At 68.6% G+C, this 4,567-nt stretch carries 5 protein-coding genes and 1 tRNA gene; all 6 read right to left on the bottom strand.

All coding sequences use genetic code 11. From position 1 onward, the window contains the following. Positions 1-232: 232 nt before the first annotated feature. Positions 233-1,603, bottom strand: coding sequence for a GHKL domain-containing protein (locus HZZ10_RS19000; RefSeq protein ID WP_056135217.1), 1,371 nt, complete (start codon positions 1,601-1,603; stop codon positions 233-235). Then, entirely contained in the window at positions 1,600-2,313 is a 714-nt protein-coding gene (locus HZZ10_RS18995; RefSeq protein WP_179914710.1) for a LytR/AlgR family response regulator transcription factor, read from the bottom strand. Before HZZ10_RS18995 ends, HZZ10_RS19000 begins: the two co-directional genes overlap by 4 nt. A 154-nt stretch (positions 2,314-2,467) precedes the next feature. Further along, positions 2,468-2,911, bottom strand: a complete 444-nt coding sequence (locus HZZ10_RS18990; RefSeq protein WP_179914709.1) for a hypothetical protein — start codon at positions 2,909-2,911, stop codon at positions 2,468-2,470. A 3-nt stretch (positions 2,912-2,914) separates the two neighbouring features. Continuing rightward, the gene (locus tag HZZ10_RS18985) at positions 2,915-3,217 is read right to left on the bottom strand and encodes a hypothetical protein (protein ID WP_179914708.1); all 303 of its coding nucleotides are present in this window, start codon (positions 3,215-3,217) and stop codon (positions 2,915-2,917) included. Between the two features lie 206 nt (positions 3,218-3,423). Continuing rightward, positions 3,424-3,499: transfer RNA gene (locus HZZ10_RS18980), tRNA-Arg, on the bottom strand. A gap of 149 nt (positions 3,500-3,648) precedes the next feature. After that, entirely contained in the window at positions 3,649-4,341 is a 693-nt protein-coding gene (locus HZZ10_RS18975) for a Pr6Pr family membrane protein (protein ID WP_179914707.1), read from the bottom strand. Positions 4,342-4,567: the final 226 nt, after the last annotated feature.

Genomic DNA, 4,567 nt, shown 5'->3' with positions numbered 1-4,567 from the left:
GGTGGGCCTGGACTCCGGCTCGGGTCGGGTCGGGTCGAACGAGACAGCGGCACGGGTGAGGGACACGTCAGACAAGTCGACCGCGCGGACGAGGCTCCCGTAGGACGAGACGACCGCGCAGGCGAGGCACCGGTCAGATCAGCGCGCGTGAGCGCCGCCCTCGAGAGCCGGCCAGGCACGGCACCGCAGGTACCTCAGGGCACCACGTGCCCCGGGACCGCCAGGCAGCCGGTCAGCTGATCTCGAGAGCCGTCGGCTCGGTGCGGACGAAGTCGCGCGGGACGGGGATCAGCAGCCGCACGACGAACCAGCCGCCGTCGGTGCGCACGGTCATCGAGCCGCCGTACTTCTCGGCGGTGTACCGGATGCTCTTGAGGCCGTAGCCGTGCCTGTCGCGGTCACCGCGACGGGTGACGATCTGCCCGCCCTCGGTGCGCACCTCGCCGTCGAAGTAGTTCTCGAAGGTCATGACCACGAGGTCGTCCCGGGCGAAGAGCGCCATCTTCACGAGGCGCTTCTGCGGGTCCTCGACGCGCGACGCCCCCTCGATCGCGTTGTCGAGGGCGTTGCCGAGCAGCGCGCTGACGTCCATGACCGTCATGAAGCCGAGCAGGCTGCCGTCCGCGACGCAGGTGAGGTCGACGCCCCGCTCGACGCACTCCAGGTGCTTGGTGGTGAGGATGACGTCGAGGACGCTGCTGCCCGTCTTGCTCTGCGACTCGACGTCCTTGATGGTCGCCTCGAGCTCGTCGAGGTACGACTCCTGCTTGCGCGGGTCGACCTCGGCGCGGATCACGCCGACCTGGTGCTTGAGGTCGTGGTACTTGCGGTTGACCCGCTCGATGCTGCGCTTGGACTGCAGGTACTGCTGGTGCTGGCTGCGCAAGATCTCGTCGATCGCCTTGAGCTCGCCCTTCGCGTGCTGCTGCAGCCGCTGGCCCTGCTGGGCGTAGAGCGCGACGAAGCCGCAGAGGTCCACGAGCGTGCGGATGTAGAAGATCTCGAAGCCGAGACGCCCGCTGAAGGGGGTGCTCGCGTTGAGGAAGCTGAGGTTGCTCATGCCGAAGGTCACGAGGGCGATCGCCGCGGCCGACGCGAGGTCGCGCCCGGTGACGTCGAGGGGCTGCGAGGGCCGGAAGTGGCGTGCCTCGACGAGGTACGCGATCGCGAAGGCGGCCACGTAGACGACCGCGAAGGTGAGGACCCGCGCCGGTCCACCCAGCCCGGCGTCTCCGGGGTGGGCGTCACCGAGGAGGAAGAAGAAGCAGTGGATCTGCCAGTGCAGCGCCGCGACGAGCTCCGCGAGCACGAGGGCCCTGGCGCAGAAGTACCCGGCGTCGCGGACCGGTGCGCTCGTCGCCGCGTAGAGGAACAGGTACATGCAGGCTGCCGACGCCGCCATGCCGACGGGCCACCAGCCGAGCGGCAGCATCCCCGCACCGACCTGCACGCCCACGAGCACACCGAGCGCGACAGCCGACAGCAGCGCGAGGCGCGTCGGGCGCAGGCGGTTCTGGCGCAGCAGCACGTAGATCATGCACGCCGCCCACTCCGCGAGGCCCGTGAGCTCGCGCGGGATGTCCGGCAGGACGTCGAGAGTCATGCGCCGCGGCCGCCCACGTAGTCGGTCAGGGCGTCGAGGAAGCCTCGCTTGCGGGGCCGGCTGATGGTGAGGTCGTGGCCGCCGACCAGCTGGCAGGTGCTCTGCTTGACGCCTGTCACGTGCCGCAGGTTCACCAGGTAGCAGCTGTTGCTGCGGAAGAAGTTCTTGCCCTCGAGCTGGGCCTCCATGGCCTTGAGGGCACCCACCATCGAGTACTGGCCGTCGGTCGTGTGCACCACGACGCGGTGCTTGATGCTCTCGATGAACACGATCTGCGCGGTGTCCACGCGGATGAGCGCCCCGTCGACCGACAGCATGAGGTAGTCGGCCGACCGCCGCCGGATCCGCTGGAGCGACCGCTTGATCTCCTGCGAGAACGCGAAGTACGGGACCGGCTTGAGCACGTAGCTCAGCGCGTCGACCTCGTAGCCGCGGATCGCGTACTGGGCCATGTTGGTGATGAACACGATGATGACGTCGCTGTCGACCTGGCGGATCTTCTCCGCGGCGGTGAAGCCGTCCATCTCGGCCATCTGGATGTCGAGCAGCAAGATGTCGTAGTCCGGGCGGTAGCCGTCGACGACCTTGCTGCCGTCGTCGAAGAGGGAGACGGCGAAGTCCTCGTCGTGCTCGCGCTCGTAGCGGCGCAGGTGCTCGACGAGCAGACGTGCGCTCGCCGCGTCGTCCTCGACGATGCCGATGCGGATCACAAGTGCGCTCCTGAGTCCGGTGGCCAGCGCGGGGGGCACGGGCGCGTCGGCGCGCCACGTCTGCTGGCCGGGGTCGGACTGAGAGTACCCACAACGCCTGAGAGCGAGAACTCCCGCAGGTCAGGGGTGCGAGCCTGTCGTGATCCGCCTCTCGCTACCTGCTCATCCGCCCCGCAGCACGCTCGGCCTCGATCCCGTCGAGCCATGCTCGTGAGTCTGTGCCCGAGAACCTCGGGATGCCCTGCTTGTAGCGGACCGCGATGCTCGCCTGATGGAGCCGCTCGTACCTCGGCGCGACAGTCGGGTACAGAACCTGCACCAGCTCGTTGATCCCCCACTGCCGCGGCTCACCCGCACGGAAGCGGCCATGATGACGTGTGATGTTGCGAGACCCCGGCAGAAGATCAGCGTTGATGGCCCTGAGGCGCGTCAGGTCCCGGAAGACAGGGTCGCTGATCAGGGCGTGGCGAGCGAGGTGGTACGCGGAGTAGAAGTAGCACACTGCTGCCCACTCCTCGTTGGCGGCGCCTGCGAGCGCGTCGCCGACCGTCTTGTGGTGCTCTGCTCGACCTAGATGGTGAGCGCCCCCGTCCGCCATCCGTCAGCGCGAGTGCGTCGCGAAGACCTGGGACCCGGCCCGTGCAGACTCCGAGAGCTCGTCATCGGTCTCTGTGTCGAACTCGTACGAGATCGACAGCTCGTTCAGGTACATGGCCCGGATCTCGACCATCGAGTCGATCGCCGCGGACTGCCGCTCCCAGGACCCGTCATGAAGGCAGATCTCCAGGTGGGCGGTGCGGTCTTGCTCGTCGGAGTAGATCCGCACGAGGTGGACGTCCGGGATGAACGACACCGCGTAGCTGCCGAGCGCGTCGATGATGACCTCGAACGGTTCCTGTCCCATGGACGGAGTCTCGCACACGTCGCCTCGGGCATCAGTGGCCGGCTCCACACCCGCCCGGTGACGCCGCGCACGACCACGGGGAGATAGGTGGGAGCACGTCCTCGTGTGGGAGGCAGGGTGAGCGGGACGCACACCGTCCGCCCTGGGTGGCACCGCCCACCAACGACGAACGGCCCCAGTCCGAGGACTGAGGCCGTTCGTTCGGGTGGTGCGCCCGGAGGGATTCGAACCCCCAACCTTCTGATCCGTAGTCAGATGCTCTATCCGTTGAGCTACGGGCGCCCGGTGAACCGAGAGAAACGTTACAGGGATGGGGACCCAGACGCCAAATCAGTTCTCAGTGAGCCACGACACGCTGCTCTCGTCTGGCTCGACCCGCGCCCTGAGCGAGCGGAGACGGTGCCCGCTCCGGGGCTAGCAGCCAGCCGCGTTCAACCGTCCGAACGGCTCCGCGACCCGCGCCCTCGCGCCGATCCCGACCGTCCGCCGGACCGCCCGCCGGCCGGCACCTTCGGCCCGATCACGGGGTTGCGCGGCAGCACCCGGTCGATCCCGACGATCACCAGACCGAGCACGAAGAACCCGACGCCGTAGAGCACGACGTTCTGCACGAGCCCGAGGTACCCGATCTCGGCGACGTCGACGAATCCGTAGGGGTAGTCGGTGTCCGGCAGCACGACGCCGCGGACGGTCGTGAAGGCGCAGTACGCGACCGGGTACAGCAACCAGAGCGCGGCGTTCTTGACCCGCAGACGACGGTGCGGGTCGAAGAGCAGGAAGTCGAGCAGCGCGAGGGCCGGCGTGAGCTGGTGGACGATCTGCCCGTCGGTCAGGCCGAGCACGACAGTCGGCTCTCCGGGCGCGTCGGGCGGCAGGATGAAGTACGCCACGAGCCCGGTGATGAGGATGAACAGCGTGACAGCACCCTTGAGCCAGGCCGGCGGCTGAGGCTGACGGGCGAAGGACGCGAACCCGGCCCATACGAAGACGACCGCGAGCAGCAGGTTGGACTGGTTGGTGAAGTAGACGAGACCCGAGGGGTCACCGTCCCGCCAGATCTCCTGCGTCCCGATGAGCGCGAACACCGCGACCGCGATCCTGTACAACCCGACGACGACGCCCATGGACGACTCCTCCACCTCGTTGCGCGGCCGTCCCACCCAGGGTCGGCCGGCTCCTCGACCAGCGTGCAGACCACAGCTCTCGGTCCGCACCGCACGCTCGACGGAGCGGCGGTCCCGAGCCTAACCGGCGTGCTGGCCAGGTGCCTTCCCCAGCCGACGCATGGGCCGTCGGGGCCACCCTCCCCGAGCACGCCCGGGGTGCAGGGCCACGAGGACCCCGTCCCCC

Origin of the sequence: Sanguibacter inulinus, from assembly GCF_013415325.1 — a bacterium.
Lineage (GTDB): Bacteria > Actinomycetota > Actinomycetes > Actinomycetales > Cellulomonadaceae > Sanguibacter > Sanguibacter inulinus.
This window is presented reverse-complemented; position numbering and strand designations above follow the sequence as displayed.

Bases quoted from the DNA above. Each gene is read 5' to 3' on its own strand.
- HZZ10_RS19000 (WP_056135217.1), bottom strand. From the start codon at position 1,603: ATGACTCTCGACGTCCTGCCGGACATCCCGCGCGAGCTCACGGGCCTC.
- HZZ10_RS18990 (WP_179914709.1), bottom strand. From the start codon at position 2,911: ATGGCGGACGGGGGCGCTCACCATCTAGGTCGAGCAGAGCACCACAAG.
- HZZ10_RS18985 (WP_179914708.1), bottom strand. From the start codon at position 3,217: ATGGGACAGGAACCGTTCGAGGTCATCATCGACGCGCTCGGCAGCTAC.
- HZZ10_RS18975 (WP_179914707.1), bottom strand. From the start codon at position 4,341: ATGGGCGTCGTCGTCGGGTTGTACAGGATCGCGGTCGCGGTGTTCGCG.